This window comes from Elioraea tepida (genome assembly GCF_019203965.1).
Lineage (GTDB): Bacteria > Pseudomonadota > Alphaproteobacteria > Acetobacterales > Acetobacteraceae > Elioraea_A > Elioraea_A tepida.
In genome coordinates, this window is sequence record NZ_CP076448.1 from 2,811,912 (window position 1) to 2,828,256 (window position 16,345).

General features: G+C 70.7%; 18 protein-coding genes. 9 read left to right on the forward strand and 9 right to left on the reverse strand.

What is annotated here, in order from left to right; all coding sequences use genetic code 11:
- The first annotated feature begins 115 nt into the window (after positions 1 to 115).
- Entirely contained in the window at positions 116 to 1,801 is a 1,686-nt protein-coding gene (locus KO353_RS13490; RefSeq protein WP_218285290.1) for a methyl-accepting chemotaxis protein, read from the forward strand.
- 109 nt (positions 1,802 to 1,910) lie between these two features.
- Here KO353_RS13490 and KO353_RS13495 read toward each other — a convergent pair whose 3' ends face one another.
- Positions 1,911 to 2,150, reverse strand: a complete 240-nt coding sequence (locus KO353_RS13495) for a hypothetical protein (RefSeq protein ID WP_218285292.1) — start codon at positions 2,148 to 2,150, stop codon at positions 1,911 to 1,913.
- A 215-nt stretch (positions 2,151 to 2,365) separates the two neighbouring features.
- Between KO353_RS13495 and KO353_RS13500 the strand changes: the two genes are divergently transcribed.
- From KO353_RS13500 to fabI, 5 genes are all read left to right on the forward strand, one after another.
- Positions 2,366 to 2,896, forward strand: a complete 531-nt coding sequence (locus tag KO353_RS13500) for a hypothetical protein (protein ID WP_218285294.1) — start codon at positions 2,366 to 2,368, stop codon at positions 2,894 to 2,896.
- 210 nt (positions 2,897 to 3,106) lie between these two features.
- Positions 3,107 to 4,036 carry an alpha/beta fold hydrolase gene (locus KO353_RS13505; protein WP_218285296.1) on the forward strand — a complete coding sequence of 310 codons (930 nt, stop codon included), beginning with the start codon at positions 3,107 to 3,109 and terminating at the stop codon, positions 4,034 to 4,036.
- Positions 4,037 to 4,107: 71 nt separating this feature from the next.
- Positions 4,108 to 4,557, forward strand: a complete 450-nt coding sequence (locus KO353_RS13510; RefSeq protein ID WP_218285298.1) for a (2Fe-2S)-binding protein — start codon at positions 4,108 to 4,110, stop codon at positions 4,555 to 4,557.
- Positions 4,558 to 4,568: 11 nt separating this feature from the next.
- Positions 4,569 to 6,731 (forward strand): xanthine dehydrogenase family protein molybdopterin-binding subunit, encoded by a 2,163-nt coding sequence (locus tag KO353_RS13515; RefSeq protein ID WP_218285300.1) that lies wholly within the window; start codon positions 4,569 to 4,571, stop codon positions 6,729 to 6,731.
- Between the two features lie 244 nt (positions 6,732 to 6,975).
- Positions 6,976 to 7,734 (forward strand): enoyl-ACP reductase FabI, encoded by a 759-nt coding sequence (gene fabI / locus KO353_RS13520; protein ID WP_218285301.1) that lies wholly within the window; start codon positions 6,976 to 6,978, stop codon positions 7,732 to 7,734.
- 114 nt (positions 7,735 to 7,848) lie between these two features.
- On the opposite strand, the gene KO353_RS13525 is transcribed toward fabI, so the two are convergent.
- Positions 7,849 to 8,301: a GNAT family N-acetyltransferase gene (locus KO353_RS13525; protein WP_218285303.1), complete on the reverse strand. Its 453-nt coding sequence runs from the start codon at positions 8,299 to 8,301 to the stop codon at positions 7,849 to 7,851.
- Positions 8,302 to 8,476: 175 nt separating this feature from the next.
- Between KO353_RS13525 and KO353_RS13530 the strand changes: the two genes are divergently transcribed.
- A complete protein-coding gene (locus KO353_RS13530) occupies positions 8,477 to 9,256 on the forward strand; it encodes a 3-hydroxybutyrate dehydrogenase (RefSeq protein ID WP_218285305.1) in 780 nt (259 codons plus the stop codon).
- Between the two features lie 253 nt (positions 9,257 to 9,509).
- Here KO353_RS13530 and KO353_RS13535 read toward each other — a convergent pair whose 3' ends face one another.
- The 4 genes from KO353_RS13535 to KO353_RS13550 are packed head-to-tail and all read right to left on the reverse strand — an operon-like array spanning position 9,510 to position 12,033.
- Positions 9,510 to 10,442, reverse strand: a complete 933-nt coding sequence (locus KO353_RS13535) for a cation diffusion facilitator family transporter (RefSeq protein ID WP_235691878.1) — start codon at positions 10,440 to 10,442, stop codon at positions 9,510 to 9,512.
- Positions 10,439 to 10,675: a thioredoxin family protein gene (locus tag KO353_RS13540; protein WP_218285306.1), complete on the reverse strand. Its 237-nt coding sequence runs from the start codon at positions 10,673 to 10,675 to the stop codon at positions 10,439 to 10,441. Before KO353_RS13540 ends, KO353_RS13535 begins: the two co-directional genes overlap by 4 nt.
- 12 nt (positions 10,676 to 10,687) lie before the next feature.
- Positions 10,688 to 11,731, reverse strand: a complete 1,044-nt coding sequence (locus KO353_RS13545; protein ID WP_235691879.1) for a permease — start codon at positions 11,729 to 11,731, stop codon at positions 10,688 to 10,690.
- Positions 11,728 to 12,033, reverse strand: a complete 306-nt coding sequence (locus KO353_RS13550; protein WP_218285308.1) for a metalloregulator ArsR/SmtB family transcription factor — start codon at positions 12,031 to 12,033, stop codon at positions 11,728 to 11,730. The genes KO353_RS13545 and KO353_RS13550 overlap by 4 nt, the downstream gene beginning before the upstream one ends.
- A gap of 409 nt (positions 12,034 to 12,442) precedes the next feature.
- Here KO353_RS13550 and KO353_RS13555 point away from each other — a divergent pair, with 409 nt between their 5' ends.
- Positions 12,443 to 12,772 carry an antibiotic biosynthesis monooxygenase family protein gene (locus KO353_RS13555; RefSeq protein WP_218287396.1) on the forward strand — a complete coding sequence of 110 codons (330 nt, stop codon included), beginning with the start codon at positions 12,443 to 12,445 and terminating at the stop codon, positions 12,770 to 12,772.
- Positions 12,773 to 12,971: 199 nt separating this feature from the next.
- On the opposite strand, the gene KO353_RS13560 is transcribed toward KO353_RS13555, so the two are convergent.
- The 3 genes from KO353_RS13560 to KO353_RS13570 are packed head-to-tail and all read right to left on the reverse strand — an operon-like array spanning position 12,972 to position 15,216.
- A complete protein-coding gene (locus tag KO353_RS13560; RefSeq protein ID WP_218285310.1) occupies positions 12,972 to 14,276 on the reverse strand; it encodes a sensor histidine kinase in 1,305 nt (434 codons plus the stop codon).
- Positions 14,273 to 14,935 (reverse strand): response regulator transcription factor, encoded by a 663-nt coding sequence (locus tag KO353_RS13565; RefSeq protein ID WP_218285312.1) that lies wholly within the window; start codon positions 14,933 to 14,935, stop codon positions 14,273 to 14,275. Before KO353_RS13565 ends, KO353_RS13560 begins: the two co-directional genes overlap by 4 nt.
- The gene (locus KO353_RS13570) at positions 14,932 to 15,216 is read right to left on the reverse strand and encodes a hypothetical protein (RefSeq protein WP_218285313.1); all 285 of its coding nucleotides are present in this window, start codon (positions 15,214 to 15,216) and stop codon (positions 14,932 to 14,934) included. Before KO353_RS13570 ends, KO353_RS13565 begins: the two co-directional genes overlap by 4 nt.
- A gap of 120 nt (positions 15,217 to 15,336) precedes the next feature.
- Here KO353_RS13570 and KO353_RS13575 point away from each other — a divergent pair, with 120 nt between their 5' ends.
- Positions 15,337 to 16,101 carry a hypothetical protein gene (locus KO353_RS13575; RefSeq protein ID WP_218285315.1) on the forward strand — a complete coding sequence of 255 codons (765 nt, stop codon included), beginning with the start codon at positions 15,337 to 15,339 and terminating at the stop codon, positions 16,099 to 16,101.
- Positions 16,102 to 16,345: the final 244 nt, after the last annotated feature.

The following is a 16,345-nucleotide window of genomic DNA, read 5'->3' on the forward strand; positions in this document are numbered from 1 at the left end:
GGCGAGGTATAGCCGCTCGCGGGCGGCGCGGTCACCCTCCCGCCGGGCGCTGATGGAGGTTTCGGTAACCTTCTCGCGCCATGGTCTGCCCGCAACGCTGGAGGAAGGGCAGGCCATGACGGTTCGCGGCTTCGGCATCGGCGCCAGGATCAATCTCGCCGTCGCGGTGATGGCTCTCGTCACGCTCGGCGCGCTCGGCTTCGGGCTTGCGAGCCTGCACGCTTATGACAGGACGCTCGCGGCGGTGAAGAATGCCGGCGAGCGGGCGGCGATCGCCGAGCGGCTGAACGGCCTTGTCTATGCGACCGTGATGGACAGCCGCGGCATTTACATGTCGGCCGATCTCGAGCGCGCCAAGCCCTTCGCCGCCGGGATACGCCGCTTCGTCGCCCAGATCGAGCGCGATGTTTCGGCCTGGGAGGCTCTGTTGCCCGCCGACCGGTGCGCGAGCTTCGCCCCGCTCAAGGCTGCGGCGGCCGATTTCGTTCGGCTTCGAAGCGAGCTCGCCCGCCTCGGCACGGAGGTGTCGATCGCTGAGGCGAACCGGGTCGGCAACAATGACGAGAACCGGCGCAACCGTGCCGCGTTCAACGAGGCGATCGATGCCGCCGCCAGGGCGACGGCGGCGGAGATGCAGGCCCTCGCCGCGGAGGTTCAGGGCCTGTTCCGCCGCACCGCGCTCACGCTCGGCTCTGCCGTTCTCGCCGCCCTGCTTCTGGTCGGCACCTCCGTCGTCGTGATGGTGCGGCGGTCGATCGTCCGGCCGCTCGCGGACGTCAAGGCGTCGCTCTCGGCTCTGGCCGAAGGCAGGACCGACCTCACCATCCCAGGTGCCGAGCGTCAGGATGAGATCGGCGCCCTTGCCGCGGCGGCGGAGAGTTTCCGTGCTGCCCAGGTCGCGCGTGCCGAAGCCGACGCCGCGGCGCGAGCGGCGAGCGCCGAGCGCGAGGCGCGGGCGGAGCGCATGTCTGCCGAGATCGCCCATTTCGGCAAAGCAGCGTCGGTGGTGATGGAGGCGCTCGGCAGTGCTGCCGGCTCGCTCGGCACGACGGTCGCGGCGATGCGGGCGGTAGCGGAAGCGGCGGCGACCGGCTCGACAGCAGTGGCGGGCGCGGCCGGAGCGGCCTCCTCGAACGTCCAGACCGTCGCTGCCGCCGCCGAGGAGCTCGCTGCGAGCATCGGCGAGATCACCCGCCAGGTGGCGGACGCCGGGCGGATCGCCGGCCAAGCCGTCGAGGAGGCGCGCCGCACCGACGCAACCGTTCAGGGTCTTGCCGATGCCGCGCGCAGGATCGGCGACGTGGTGCGCCTGATCGGCGACATCGCCGGGCAGACCAACCTGCTTGCCCTCAACGCGACGATCGAGGCGGCGCGTGCGGGCGAAGCAGGGAAAGGCTTCGCCGTGGTCGCCTCGGAGGTGAAGAGCCTCGCCGGCCAGACGGCGAAGGCGACCGAGGAGATCGCTGCCCAGATCGAGGCGGTGCAGGCCTCGACGCGCGAGGCGGTTGCGGCGATCGGGTCAATCGGCGGGGTGATCGATGAGCTTGCGACGATCGCCTCCTCGATCGCCGCTGCGGTGGAGGAGCAGGGCGCAGCGACGGCAGAGATCGCGCGGAACGTGCAGCAGGCAGCGGCCGGAACCGCCGAGGTCTCCGGCCGGGTTTCGGAGCTGCAGAAGGCTGGAATTGAGGCGGATCGTCAGGCGGCGGTCGTCGCCGACGCGGCCGCCGCGGTCACGGAGGCAGCGAGCCGCATGCGCGCGGAGATCGACGCCTTCCTCCACCGCCTCAAGGCCGCCTGAGAGCGGACAGCCCCGGCGCAGGCAACGGATGCCCTGCCGGGCCTAGCAAGCGGGCGGACCCTGGCGTGGCCGCCCGCTCACGGCTCCTCCCGACAGCCTCCGTCGGCGGTCAGCGCCACGCAGGCTTGCCGAGATTGACCTGGTCCTTGGTGGTCAGCGCGCCGGCGGCCGCGCCGAGAGCGCCGCCGATCACGGCTCCTTCGAGCAGGGTCGCCCCCGTCACCGCACCGACCGCGAGGCCAGCCCCAGCGCCGATCGCACCGCCGGTGAGCGCGCGGTCAGCGGTGGTGTTGCCGCAGGCGGCGACGAGAAGCGCGCCGGCGAGGGCAACAGGGCGGAAGAGGTTCATGATCGATCTCCTTAGACCATGCGATACCATGAGCGAAGTTTTCCTCACACGCCGTGGCAAGAAAAGGGCAGAACTGCGTACCGCGAACCGACACAGCTCACAATCGCTTGGGGCGCGGACCAGCGGCCTCGGGCCCGAACGCCGACACTTCTCACCCTTCCCCGGCTGCGGCACCATGCCATCCCTCAGAACCCGGAGCGCAAAAGGAGTACCGCATGGGGGCGTCATTCGCGACGGAGCGTGGTCTTCTGGCTGAGGACGAGCTCGCCCCGGTTCAGTCGAGCCACTTCCCAGCTCTCGAGGAACTCTCCCATGACGACCTCGTCGCGCTCGCCCGCTGGCTGCGCGATCGCCATGGCCGTGCGCGTGACATCATACGCGCGCGGCGGCGCGTTCAGCGCGGCAAGGCGGAGGCCCGGGGCACCGCGACGGAGAGCGCTTCCGAGCGTGGTCTCGCGGCGAAGAAGCAGGTTTTCGCCCGGGCGCTCAAGCGCGTGAACGCCCGGCTCGCCCTGCTCGCGGCCGAACGCAAGCGTGCCCACGCCGTTGCCGCCATGGAGGCTGCTCTCGCGAGACGCCGCTCTGCGCCGGTGCACCACCCGCACGCAGGGCCGGAGGCCCGCACCGGAATGGCCGCGACGCCACGCAAGACGCGGCGCGGCATCATCACGGGCGGCCGGATCGGCAGCGTCTCGCAGGCTGGCCGGGTGGCGCAGGCGGTGCGCGACGCCCGGTCGGGGGGATGACCCCGCAGCGGTCGGGCCAGGCGAGGCGACACGGCCGCGGCGGCCGAGCGAGCGACCGGCTGGGCCTGCGAGGCACGCTCGCAAGGCGCCGAGTCGGCTTCGGCGCGTGGGTGCAGCTCCGACCTCACGCCCCGGACGCCACCCTGTTCGAACCGGCGGGTGGCCGGGCCGTCCTCGCCGGGACGCGCTGAGACGGTGCGGCGACGGCGGATGTTGACCCTCGCGTTCATGGGCTTCGGCGCCGGCCTGCTTGCGCTCACCGCCTGGGCCTGGACGCCGGACCGGCCGCGCCGCCAGCTCGAGGCGCGCTGGCTTGCGAGCCCTGAGGACATGGTCACGGTCGCCGGCGAGCGCCTGCATCTCCGCGACAGCGGCCGCGACGGACCGGGGCGAGACCGTCCGGCCATCATCATGCTGCACGGCTTCGGGGCGAGCCTGCACACCTGGGAGCCCTGGGCGGCGGCTCTCGCTGACCGCTACCGGGTGATTCGCTACGACCTATCGGGCTTCGGGCTCTCGCCGCCGCGCGCGAGCGGCGACTATTCGCTCGCCGCCGACGTCGCCCAGCTCGCCGCCCTGATGGACACGCTGGGGGTCGCGCGCGCCACGCTCGTCGGCAGTTCCATGGGCGGCAAGGTGGCGTGGCATTTTGCGGCACGGTTTCCCCACCGCGTCGAGAAGCTCGTCCTGATCGCGCCCGACGGCTTCGCCCGGGCCGGCCAGCGCTACGGCGAGGCGCCTCGTGTCGGGCCCGCGCTCGCGCTGATGACAGTGTTCCTGCCAAAGCCTCTGTTGCGGGCGAACCTCGCCTCCGCCTATGCCGACCCCGCCCGGCTGACCGACCTCGTGGTGACACGCTACCATGACCTGATGCTCGCGCCCGGAGCGCGCGCGGCGATGATCGACCGCCTCCGCCAGGCTGTCCTCGAGGACCCCGCGACGCTCCTGCCGCGTCTGACGATGCCGGTGCTCCTGATATGGGGCGACCGTGACCGGCTCATTCCGGTCTCGCATGCGGAGGACTATCTTCGCCTCCTGCCCGATGCGCGGCTCGTCCGCTTTCCCGCTCTCGGCCATCTGCCGCACGAGGAGGCGCCGGAGCAGTCCCTGCCTGCGCTCGAGTCCTTCCTCGGGCGCTGAGCGGGGTTGACCGGCACCAAAGCCCGTTTCATTCTCCCGCCTCAACGAAGGGAGAAGCGGGAGGTGTCCTCATGATCGAGCTTTCGGTCAACGGCCAGCCGCGTCGGCTCGACGCCGACCCAGAGATGCCGCTCTTGTGGGCCCTGCGCGACATCCTCAACCTTACGGGGACGAAATACGGCTGCGGCATCGCCCAGTGCGGCGCCTGCACGGTTCATGTCGATGGCGAACCGGTGCGGTCCTGCGTCACGACGCTCGCCTCGGTCGCCGGCAGGAAGGTGACGACGATCGAGGGGCTCCACCCCGAGGGCAAGCACCCGGTTCAGCTTGCCTGGATCGAGGCCCAGGTGCCGCAATGCGGCTACTGCCAGTCGGGCCAGATCATGGCGGCCGCGGCGCTTCTGAAGAAGACGCCGAACCCGACCGATGCCGAGATCGACGCCGCGATGGCGGGCAATCTCTGCCGCTGCGGCACCTACCAGCGGATCCGCGCTGCCATCCGCCGCGCGGCGACGAGCTGAGGGAGGGAACGATGACAGAGCTTTCGCTCTCCCGCCGCGGCGCGCTCAAGGCCGCTTCCGCCGCTGCCGCCGCGCTCGTTCTGCCCATCTTCGCCGAGGCGCAGCAGCTTCCGAACGACCGGCTGTTCGCTCCCGCCGAACCCGGGGCGCGGATCGGGCCCCCGATCGCCTATCTGCGAATCGGCCAGGACGGTCGCGCGACCCTCTTCTCGCCGACCACCGAGTGCGGCCAGGGCACGCATACCGGGCATGCGATGATCTTCGCCGACGAGCTCGGCCTGCCGCTTGAGCATTTCACGGTCGAGGTCGGCCAGCCGGGGCCGGATTTCCGGCGAATCCAGGGCAACGAGATGAACTCGGGCGGCTCGCTTGGCACGCGCTACTGGTACGGGCCGTTCCGGAAGGTGGCCGCGCAGGCGCGCGAGATGCTGATCGCCGCCGCCGCCCGCCGCCTCGGCGTTCCGGCGGGCGAGCTCCGCGCGGCCGACGGGCGGGTGACCCATGCCGCCTCCGGCCGCTCGCTCGGGTTCGGCGAGCTCGTGGCCGAGGCAATGGCGCTGCCCGTGCCCGAGAACCCGCCGCTCAGGCCTGATAGCGAGCTCCGCTACCTGCGTCGGCCGACGGCCCGGCTCGACACGCCGGCGAAGGTGACGGGCGCGGCGAAATACGGCTCGGACGTCGTTCTTCCCGGCATGGTCTATGCGGTCGTGAAGCTCTCGCCGGTGTTCCGAGGAGAGCTCGAGAGTTTTGACCGTTCCTCGATCGCGAACATCCCCGGCATCATCGATGTCGTGCCGCTGCCGAACGGGGTGGCCGTGGTGGCGAACAGCACCTGGGCGGCGATCCGCGGGGCGAAAGCGATCTCCCTGCGGTTCAAGCCGACGCCGCATGACGGGCTCGACAGCGCCGCCTTCTCCGCCCGCATGCGCGAGGCGTTGCGCCGGCCCGGCTTCGTCAACAAGAATGACGGCGATGTCGACGCCGCGCTCGCTTCCGCCGCGCGCGTCGTCGAGGCGACCTACGAGGTGCCCTACCTCGCCCACGCCTGCATGGAGACCGACAACTGCACCGCGCGGATCAATGCCGACGGAACGGTCGAGCTCTGGCTGCCGACCCAGCACCAGGATTTCTGCCAGGGTGCGGTGGCGCGCGTGCTCGGCATTCCGCGCGAGCGAATTACGATCCACACGCAGTGGGCAGGCGGCGGGTTCGGGCGGCGCTACGGATGGGGCGCGGCGGAGCACGCCGCCGCGGTCGCCAAGGCGGTCGGCCGCCCCGTCAAGCTGATCTGGACGCGCGAGGACGAGATCGGCCAGGGCTACTATCGCCCCGCCCAGGTTGCGCATATGCGCGCAGGTCTCGACGCGCAGGGGCGCGTGATCGCCTTCCACTTCAAGGCGGCGGGACCCGGCTCGGGAACCGATCTCCGACCATATACCATCCGAAACGACTTCGACCCGACCGCCGTTCAGTCGGTCGCCGACACGCGCTATCGCTTCGGCGCCTTCCGAACCGAGTATGTGCGCGTCGACGGCCCGCCGATCCCGTGGATCTGGCGCGCCGTGGGCTCCACGCAGTGCGGCTTCTTCGTCGAGTGCTTCCTCGACGAGGTGGCGGCTGCGGCCGGCAAGGACCCGCTCGCACTGAGGCGCGAGCTGCTCGCGCATGATGCGCGCGCGCTGAACGTGCTCAACACCGCCGCCGAGAAGGGCGGCTGGGGCAAGCCCGCCCCAGCAGGTGTGCATCGTGGCATCGCCTATGTCGAGAGCTACGGCAGCTTGGTTGCGGAGGTGGCGGAGGTCTCCGTCACCAACGGCCAGGTCAAGGTGCACAAGGTCACGGTCGCGATCGACTGTGGCGAGTTCGTCAACCCAGAGACGATCGCCCAGCAGGCCGAGGGCGGGGTGGTGATGGGCCTCTCCGCGGCGCTGCACGAGGAGGTGCCGATCAAGGACGGGCGCGCCGAGGTCACCAACTTCGACGGCTACCGCATCATGCGGATCGGCGAGGCGCCGGTGGTGGAGACGCACATCATCCGCTCGGGCCAGACGATCGGCGGGGTGGGCGAGCCGCCGCTTCCGCCCGCCGCTCCGGCGATGGTCAACGCGATCTTTGCCGCCACCGGAAAGCGCGTCCGCACCCTGCCGGTGGACCGGACCGATCTGAGGACCTGATCCGCTTCCGCTCGCCGGCGCCTCCTTTTTCGGGAGGCTGCGAGAGGGCGATTCGGCTGTCAGCACGGCGATTCTCTTGCCGGCGAGCTGCACCTGTCACCATTCCGCGCGTGACGGCGGCATCGGCGCGTGGCGTCGTTACGCCTCCTCTCACGGTTGCGAAGGGAGAAGGGTGATGGAAAACGAGCCAGGCGGCCCCGACGTGCTGCCCCGCATATGGGAGCCAGACGCCAGGGTTGGCGACATGCTCCGGGGCCGAAGGGGGCTTGTGGTCGGGATCGCCAACGAGCACTCGATCGCCTTCGGCTGCGCGGCCACGCTGCGCGCCCTGGGGGCCGAGATCGGGGTCACCTATCTGAATGAGAAGGCGGAGCGCTTCGTCCGCCCGCTCGCGGAACGGCTCGAGGCGTCTCTCTGCCTGCCGCTCGATGTTGAGCGGCCGGGCGAGCTCGAAGCGGTGTTCGAGACGATCCGGCAACGCTGGGGGCGGCTTGATTTCGTGGTCCACTCGATCGCCTTCGCGCCGCGCGAGGACCTGCACGGGCGGGTGATCGACGTCTCGGCCGAGGGCTTCGCCCGGGCGATGCACATCTCCTGCTGGTCGTTCCTGCGCATGGCGCATCTCGCCGAGCCGCTGATGACGGAAGGCGGCGTGCTCGTGACGATGAGCTATTACGGGGCCGACAAGGTGGTCGAGAACTACAACATCATGGGGCCGGTAAAGGCGGCGCTTGAGGCCTCGGTGCGCTACGCGGCGAACGAGCTCGGGGCCAAGGGCATCCGCGTGTTCGCTCTCTCGCCCGGGCCGCTGAGGACACGCGCGGCGAGCGGGATCGCGCATTTCGACGAGCTGATCGAGAGGGCGAGGGAGCGCGCGCCGCAAGGCCGGCTTGTCGACATCGCCGAGGTCGGCCGTGTGTGCGCTTTCCTTGTCAGCCCCGCCTCCTCGGGCATGACCGGCGACACGATCTATGTCGATGCCGGGCTGCACAACGTCGCCTGAGCGCGAGGCGCCGGGGGGCGACGGCCTGGGCCGAGATGCCTGGCGCGCGTCTGCAAACGCGAGGCGCTGCCGTCCGGCTCGATCGCGTGTGTGGCTTCTCCGAGCCGCGCGAGATCAAGCAAGCGGCCGCGCGAGCCACACGAGCCGTGTGCGCACAAAGCCGAGCCGGCCATAGAAGTCGAGCGCGGGCCCGTTCGTTTCGTCGGCGAGGAGGGCGAGCCGGACGGCACCCTGGGCTTGCGCCCAGGCTTCCGCCGCGGCAATCAGGCGACGCCCCACCCCCTTGCCGCGATGGGCCGAGTCCACGACGACATCCTCGATCCCCGCCGAGAGGCCGCCGCAGGCGGTCGAGACCGTGAGCTGCGCCGTCGTCATGCCGATCACACGGCCCTCGCGCTCCGCCACGAGCACGACCGAGCCCTCGCGGCCGAGAAGCATCGCAAGCCCGCGCGCCTGCACCGCGGGGTCGATCGCGAAATCCGCCTCGATCGCGAACAGTTGCGCGAGCAGCCTGACCATGGCCGGGATGTCCTCGTGCGTGGCCTCGCGGAGCGTGATCTCCGTCATGTGCTCGTGAACCTCGCTCAAGCCGGAATGCGCTCGTCCGGCACCCTCGGCTCGCGCACGGCACGTCTCTCCATCCTGCCTCCTCCGGGTCCATTCCACCTCGGGATCGTGCCCCACGATGACGGCAAAGCCGCGCTCTGCTAAGGCCCGGCATCATGCGAGGGGAGCGGACAGCATGCGTCTGAGGGAGAAGGTCGCCATCGTCACGGGGGCGGCGGGCGGCATCGGCCGGGAGATCGCGCGCGCGTTCCTGCGCGAGGGGGCGAAGGTCGCGATCGCCGACCTCAAAGGCGATGTGGCGAGTGCCACGGCGGCGGAGCTCGACCCCACTGGCACGAGGGCAATCGGCGTGGCGATGGACGTGACAGACGAGGCGCAGGTGGAGGCGGGGACTGCTCATGTGGTCGAGCGGTTCGGGCGGCTCGACATTCTCGTCAGCAACGCGGGCATCCAGGTGGTCGCGCCCGTCGTCGAGTTCGCGTTCGCGGACTGGCGGCGGGTCATTGCCACGCATCTCGACGGCGCCTTCCTCACCACCCGCGCCGCGCTCAGGCAGATGTATCGTCAGAAGAGCGGCAGCATCATCTACATGGGCTCAGTGCACTCGAAGGTCGCCTCCGTCCTGAAGGCGCCGTATGTGGCGGCGAAGCACGGGCTGATTGGGCTTGCGCGCGTGGTCGCGAAGGAAGGGGCGGAGCACGGCGTGCGTGCCAACGTGATCTGCCCGGGCTTCGTGCGCACCCCTCTCGTTGAGAAGCAGATCCCCGAACAGGCCGCTCTTCTCGGCCTCACCGAGGAGGAGGTGGTTCGGAAGGTCATGCTGAAGGACACGGTGGACGGCGAGTTCACCACGCTCGCCGACGTCGCCGAATGCGCGGTGTTCTTCGCCGGGTTCGAGTCGGCCGCGCTCACCGGCCAATCGATCATCGTCAGCCACGGCTGGACGATGGAGTAGCGCCCGGCGTTCCGCTGATGCCGCCGTCGGGTGCCGCGAGCGGGCAGGTTCGGAACCCTTCGGTCGGCACGTGCCGTGCGAGGCATGACGTGGGAGATGGGTCCTGCTTGCCGTTGCGCTCATGCTCTGCCGCCCGAACGGAGCCCTTTCGCCGCGGCAGGGTTCGCCAGATCCTCTCGCTGCTGCGGGGTGTGGCAGGGCCTTTTCGTTGCCGAAAAGGAAGCAAAACACACCCCCGGGCTGAAGCGCCCGCTCAGCCTCCCGCGGCGGGGCAGGTCGGGCCGTCGCCGCGTTCGACCTGGAGCGTTGCGCGCGCAATCCCGAAGCGCGCCTTGAGCTCGGCCGCGATGCGGGAGAGGAATGCGTCGCCGGGGTGGCCGTCCGGCATCACGAGATGCGCCGTCATCTCGCTCACGGTCGTACTGTGCGCCCGGATGCGCAGGTCGTGCACCTCCGCCACACCGGGTTGCGAGGCGAGAAAGCTGCGCACCGCCGTGGCATCCACCTCAGGCGGCACGCCATCCATCGCAAGATGCAGGGCCTCGTGCAGGAGGCGGAGTGCGGTCACGGCAATGACGAGGCCGACCGCGAGCGCCACGAGAGGATCGATGACCGACCATCCTGTTGCGAGGATGACGAGAGCCGAGGCGACCACGGCGGCCGACACGGCGCCGTCCGCGGCCATGTGCAGAAAAGCGCCGCGTGCGTTGAGGTCATGCGCACCATGGCTTCGGAACAGAAGCGCTGTGCCGATGTTCACGCCGATCCCGACCGTGGCGACCACGAGCACGGGCAGGCCGGGAACCTCGGCAGGCGCGGCGAGCCGGTCGAGAGCCTCGAGCGTCACCGCCCCGACGCCGACAAGGATCGCGGCGGCGTTGAGAATGGCGGCAAGGATTGGCGCCCGGCCGAAACCATAGGTGTGCCGCGCGTCCGGCTTCAGGCGCCCTGCCGCAGCGGCGCCCCAGGCGATCAGAAGTCCGCCGACATCGGTGAGGTTGTGCGCTGCGTCGGTGAGCAGGGCGAGCGAGCCGAACCACAGCCCCGCCGCGGCCTCAAGCAACGTGTAGCCGAGATTGAGCGCGACGCCGAAGCGGAACGCCGCGCTGAGGCTGATCCCGGGCGGTGCGCCGCCGTGCCCTGCCGGATGGTTGCCGTGGTGGGAGCGTCCGATGCCCGCGCTCAAGCGGTGATCCAGCGCACCAGATCCTCGGCCTTCGGCAGGCCTCCAGCATGGACGATCTTCCCGTCCACGACGATCCCGGGTGTCGACGCGATGCCGTACCCGGCGATCTCAGCATAGTCCGTCACTTTGGTGACGGTCACGTCAACGCCAGCCTGGGCGGCGGCATCCTTCACCATCTGCACCACGGTCTCACAGCGCTTGCAGCCAGGCCCGAGCACCTTGACGTCCTTCATGGCGCGCTCTCCTCAGGCGAACAGCAGGTTGAACAGGAACCCGACCGCAAGGATACCGACACCGACCACTGCGACGAACACCGCGATCAACTTTACCGACAGCACCTTGCGGAGGATGATCATTTCCGGCAGCGAGAGCGCGATCACGCTCATCATGAAGGCGAGCACGGTGCCGAGCGCCGCCCCCTTTCCGAGCAGAGCCTCGACGACCGAAATGATGCCCGCCGCGTTGGAATACATCGGAATCCCGACGATCACGGCAGCGGGAACCGACCACCACGCTTCCTTCCCCATGATTGAGGCGAGAAGATCCTCCGGCACATAGCCGTGGATCAGCGCCCCGGCGGCGATCCCGGCGATCACCGAGTACCAGACCCGGCCGACGATCTCGCGCACGGCATCGAGCCCGGCGACCAAGCGTTCCCCCAGCGTGGGTCTTGTCCGGGGCAGATCAGCCGCTCCGGCATGGATGCGCAGCACCCACGGCTCCAGCCACGCCTCCAGTTTCAGCCTGCCGATCACCCATCCGGCGACGACGGCAAGCATCAGACCGAACGCGAGATAGGACAGCGCCACTCTCCAGCCCACCAGGGCGAACAGCAGCCCGAGGGCGACCTCGTTCACCATCGGCGCGGCAATCAGGAACGAGAAGGTGACGCCGAGTGGCACACCGGCCGAGACGAAGCCAATGAACAGAGGCACCGCGGAGCACGAGCAGAAGGGTGTCACGATGCCGAGCGCTGCGGCCATCGCATTGCCCACGCCCTCGCGCCTGCCGGCGAGGAGCGCACGCGTGCGTTCCGCCGAGAACCAGGTCCGCACGATGCCCATGCCGAACACGACCAGCGTGAGCAGCAGGAGCACTTTCGGCGCATCGTAGAAGAAGAAGGCGAGTGCCTCGCCAAGCCGGGACTGCCGTTCGACCGGGAGCAGCGAGACCACCCATTCGGAAAACGGGACAAGCTGGCTGTACAGCACAGCCCAGGCGGCGACGGCGCCCAGCGCTGCGGCCGGCCGCGCTGCCGAGACCATTTTCGCTTGGGTGGCGGCGCTCATGTCGTGACGCGCCCTCGGGCTTGGGTTTCGGTGAGGTCGAGCGCGGCGTCGATCAGGCGACGGACGGAATGCGGCATCGCGCCGTTGAGCCGGTCGCGCACAAGCTGCGCGTCGCGCCGGTCCGTCACAAGGCCTGGCTGCAGAAAGGCGGCCAGATGGCCCGACATGCGCGACTGGCTGGCGCCGAGCGCTGCGACGAGCTCGCACACGCAGCCTTCGCCCCGTCCGCGGAGAAGCCCGAGTGCGGCGAGACGCCTCGCGTCAGCACGGGCAGAGAAGATAGCGACCGGCTCCGACACCACGCCCCTTTATGCCGTATTGCGCAGATGCGCATTGACGCAGGTCAAGAGCGCAGGAGAGCGGATCGGGAGGCCATGCGGGATGTGCCGCGTGTCCGGCCGCCGAACCCATGCGGCAACGGCGGACGCGACGAGACCCCTCTCAGACCTCGGTCGGTTCGCCCTCCGCGCGCGGCATCACGCATCGGCCGCCCGCGCCGACCGGATGCCTTGCAAGGCGGAGCGTGGCATGCTTCGCGGCGCGGCCAAACTGCGGGCGGGGAGGGGCGCGGAGGCTTGGATCTTGCGCGCCGCCTTGCTGCCGACGGGGGCCCGGCGCCGCTGGGTGGCCCGGCCGTTGCGGCCCGAGGCGTGTGATCGCCCCCGCGCTCCGACCGCTGCAGAGACGGCTGCACTGACGGAGACCGTGCCGATGTTTGTTGCCGCCAATCGCTTCCGCGTCATCCCGGCCGAGACCGAACGCTTTGAGGCCGCCTGGCTGAACCGGGAGAGCCATATCCGCGAGGTGCCCGGGTTCGTGACGTTCCACCTGCTTCGGGGGCCTGCGGCCGAGGACCATGTGCTCTACTCCTCTTTCACGCTCTGGCGGTCGCGGGCGGATTTCGAGGCATGGACGCGGTCGGAGGCGTTCCGCCGCGCCCATGCCGGTGCGGGGGAGGCGAAGCCGATGACGCTCGGCCCGCCGCAGTTCGAGGGGTTCGACGTGCTGCAGACGATCGAAGCCCAGGCCGTCACGACGTGAGGCGTCCTGGGCGACCGCACGCCCCGCTTGCGGTCCGCTCGGGGCGGTGGCGGCGTTCGGCGCTGCTGCGTCGTCCAGGGTCGCCCGCCCGCTTTACATCACGGGCGGGAGGCTCTGGGTCGAGGGTGCAGGCTGACCCGCCCCGTGTCGATGCCTGGCCGCCCGCGGGCTGCGGAGACGCTGCGCCGAGGGCCCGGCGTCACCTCTCGGTCGCCGCCGGGAGATCGAGGGTCGCGACGAGGCCGGGCCCGCCGTCGCCCAGCGTCAGGGACCCGCCATAGATCGCCGCGGTCTCGACGACGATGGCGAGGCCAAAGCCCTGGCCCGGCACGCTCTCGTCCAGACGCGTGCCGTGGCGCAGCGCCGACACGCGCGCCTGTTCCGGCATACCGGGCCCGTCATCAGCGATCCGGATCCTCAGTCGCCCGACGGCGCCGTCGGCTGTCACCTGCACTCTCCCGCGCGCCCACTTGCAGGCATTGTCCATCAGGTTGCCGGCCATCTCCTCGAGGTCGCCGCGTGCGCCGGCGAAATCCGGTGCGCCCTTGGCCGAGACGGTAATCCGCACGGCACGGCCGGCATGGGCGCGCTCCAGCATGAAGGCGAGGTCGTCCAGAACCGGTGCGACCGGGCAGCGCGCGCCCGGGAGGCCGGCGACTCCGGCGATGCGCGCGCGCTGCAGATGGTGCCGCAGCTGCCGCTCCATCCGACGCGCCGCTTGCGCGATCATTCCGTCCGGGTCGCGGCCGGGCTCGGCGGCGGCATTCAGAATGGCAGCGAGCGGGGTCTTGAGGCCGTGCGCGAGGTCGCCGGCGTTGCGTCGCGCGCGCTCGACCATCGCCTCATGATGCGCGAGCAGAGCGTTCAGGTCTTCGGTCAGAGGCGCGACCTCGCTGAAGCGCGCCGGGGGAAGCCGTGCGATCCGCCCGGTGCGGATCGCCGCGATGTCGCGGCGAAGCGCGGCCAGCGGGCGGAGCCCCACCGCCACCTGCACCGTCGCCGCCGCGAGCAGCGCAAACCCGAGCAACGCCACCACCATCAGCACGGGCCGGCGTGCCGCCGCCAGCTCCGCTTCGAGCGCCGACACCGGCGCGGCGACGGCAACCTCCACCGCACCGCCGCCGCCCGGGACGCCGAAGCGGCGCGCCACACGCATGAGCGCGCCGCCATCCGGCGCGACCGCGTGATCGAGCGTGGTGTTCCACAGCGAGGGGGAGGCGAGCCGGACCGTGCCGTCCTCCTCCGCCACCTGCCAATACCAGCCCGAAAGCGGCACCGCGAACTTCGGATCGGCGGGCGGAACGGCGAGCGTGAGCTGCGCCGTCACCTCGTCTCGATCAAGCCCAGCGGCGATCGCGATGAGGTTTCCTTCGAGCCGCGCCCGGAAGCCGTCCGTGACCGCGGTGTCAAGCACGCGCCCGATGGCGAAGGCCGCCGCGCCCAGCGCCAGGACGAACGACGCAAGGCTCGCCGCGAGCAGGCGTGCGCGCAGACTGCGGATCATTCGGGCGGCGAGAGGCGCCAGCCCTCACCCCGCAGCGTCTCGATCCGGCAGGGGGCAATCTTGCGGCGGAGCCGGCTCACCAGAACCTCCATCGCGTTGAAGTCACGATCCGCGTCCTCGCCGTAGAGAGCCTCGGAGAGGTCCGTGCGGCTGACGATGCGGCCGTTCTGGTGCATCAGGTAGCCGAGGATCCGCGCCTCAAAGGCGGTGAGCTTCAGCGGCAGTCCCTCGAGCGTGAAGCTGCCTGCCACGCTGTCATAGACGAGCGGCCCGCAGACGAGTTCCGCTGATGCGTGCCCGGCGGCGCGCCGGGTGAGCGCGCGCAGGCGCAGGACGATCTCCTCCATGCGGAACGGTTTCTGCACGTAATCGTCAGCTCCGGCGCGGAAACCGGCCACCTTGTCGGCGAAGGTGTCGCGCGCGGTCAGGATCAGCACCGGGGTGGCGACGCCAGCGGCGCGCCAGGCCGTGAGCACGGATAGCCCGTCACGCCTCGGCAGGCCGAGGTCGAGCACACAGGCTGCGTAGCGCCCCTCCTCACCGCGGAAGGCGGCCTCCTCGCCGTCTGCCGCGAGGTCCACCGTGAAGCCGGCCGCCTCGAGCGCGCGGCGGAGCTGTGCCGCGAGACCCGCATCGTCCTCGACCAGGAGGACCCTCACGGCCGTCGCGCCTCGAGCATACCCTGCCCGTTCACGTCGAGCAGTGCGCCGTCCACCGCCGAGACACGGATCCGCAGCACATCCCCGCGCGGCGTCAGCCAGCGCAGCTCGTAGACCACCGGCGTCATCTCGTGGTAACGCCCGGGAACCACCTCGGCCTCGATCATTCGGCCGAGATAGCGCGCCTCGACGCGACGAACCGCCTCGGGGAGCGGCAGAAGCGGCTGCGCGCGCGCCGGCAGCGCAAGCATCAGCCCGGCGAGCAGAAGGCGGCGGTGCATCAGGAACAATGTGCATTGCGAGAGCTGAACGGCGTTTGAACGGCGGCGTTCCGGGTGGGTTCAGCCGCTGCGTGGCAGAACGGCGCCACCTGCTACGTCTCAGAGAGGAGAGATCGCACCATGACTCGCACCCCCGGGTTCGCCGCCCTTAGCCTCGCCGCCGCCCTGCTGGCCGCCCTCGCCGCCCTCGCACAGACGCCGATCGGCAGCCTGTCCTCGGGCGGGATCACGATCGAGGGTACGGTCACGGACGTTTTCGGCAACCGCTTCGTCGTCCAGGACAGCACCGGCCGCGTTCTCGTCGAGGCGGGCCCCGAGCGCCACCATCGGCTCGACATCCGCCCCGGTGAGCGGCTGCGGATCACCGGCCGGCCGGACAAAGGAGGGTTCGATGCCTTCACCATCCGGCGCGAGAACGGCACGGAAATTTTCATCCGACCTCCCTATGGCCCGCCGCCCTGGTCTGGTGGCGGTCGTCGGTCGGAGCGCGATGCCGACGGTTCGCCCCGCGTCTCCGGCATGATCACGCCGGAGGCCGTCCTCCGTGCCGTGGCGGCCGCAGGTTATCGGGCGGAGCGGGCGCCGCAGCTGGAGCGTCGCCACTATGAGGTGGTGGCGATCAATCCTCGCGGCGAGCGCGTGAAGCTCCATGTGGATTTCGAGGGACGGATCTACCGTGAGACCTGGGATCGCGGCCGCGGCTTCGGCGGCCGGCCGACCGAGACCGACGCGCGCCGCGCCGCCGAGGCGGCCGGCTATACGCTCACGGGCCCGCTCGTGCCGCATCCGCGCCATTACGAAGCGCTGGCGAAAGCGCCCGACGGGCGCGAGGTGCGGCTGCACTTGCACGCCGAGGGCATCCGCCGCGTCGAGGATCTGCGCTGACCGCCACGGGCCGCTGCCGGCGTGGCGGCCCGATGTCCCGGCTCGGCGAGCGAAGGCCGGCGCCGATCGTCCGCGATCGGTCGCCGGCCTGACCCCCCGGCCGCGGGGCGATACGGCCCAGTGACGACGGCGTGGTCGGGGTTGCGCGACGCGTGACGCGCGAGGCCCCGGCACGTTCATCACCGGAGAGAGCATCGCCGCCATCACGTCCACGGCGCCGCTGACGCGAGCGTGGGCGGGCGGG